This is a genomic window from Klebsiella sp. X1-16S-Nf21, assembly GCF_002837615.1.
GTDB classification, from domain to species: Bacteria; Pseudomonadota; Gammaproteobacteria; order Enterobacterales; family Enterobacteriaceae; genus Klebsiella; species Klebsiella variicola.
The window spans coordinates 1-585 of record NZ_PJDK01000164.1 but is presented as its reverse complement, the minus strand read 5'-3'; the positions used below and the strand labels follow the sequence as shown (position 1 = coordinate 585).

The 585-nt window shown below is 64.8% G+C and carries 1 pseudogene; it reads left to right on the top strand.

The features are described from left to right. Positions 1-585 (top strand): annotated as a pseudogene (rfbK, locus tag CW267_RS29875) (O9 family phosphomannomutase RfbK); the annotation flags it as partial.

The following is a 585-nucleotide window of genomic DNA, read 5'->3' as shown; positions in this document are numbered from 1 at the left end:
TGAAGCTGGTGCGCGAGAACGCGAAGCCCATCAGCGGCGACACCGGCCTGCGGGATATCCAGCGCCTGGCGGAGGAGAACCAGTTCCCGCCGGTGGACCCGGCGCGTCGCGGGACCCTGCGCCAGATATCGGTGCTGAAGGAGTACGTTGACCACCTGATGGGCTACGTGGACCTGGCGAACTTCACCCGTCCGCTGAAGCTGGTGGTGAACTCCGGCAACGGGGCGGCGGGGCACGTGATTGATGAGGTGGAGAAACGCTTCGTGGCGGCCGGGGCGCCGGTGACCTTTATCAAGGTGCATCACCAGCCGGACGGCCATTTCCCGAACGGTATCCCGAACCCGCTGCTGCCGGAGTGCCGACAGGACACCGCCGACGCGGTGCGTGCGCATCAGGCGGACATGGGTATCGCCTTTGACGGCGACTTCGACCGCTGCTTCCTGTTCGATGACGAGGCATCGTTTATCGAGGGGTACTACATTGTCGGCCTGCTGGCGGAAGCGTTCCTGCAGAAGCAGCCGGGGGCGAAAATCATTCACGACCCGCGTCTGACGTGGAACACGGTGGACATCGTGACCCGCAGCG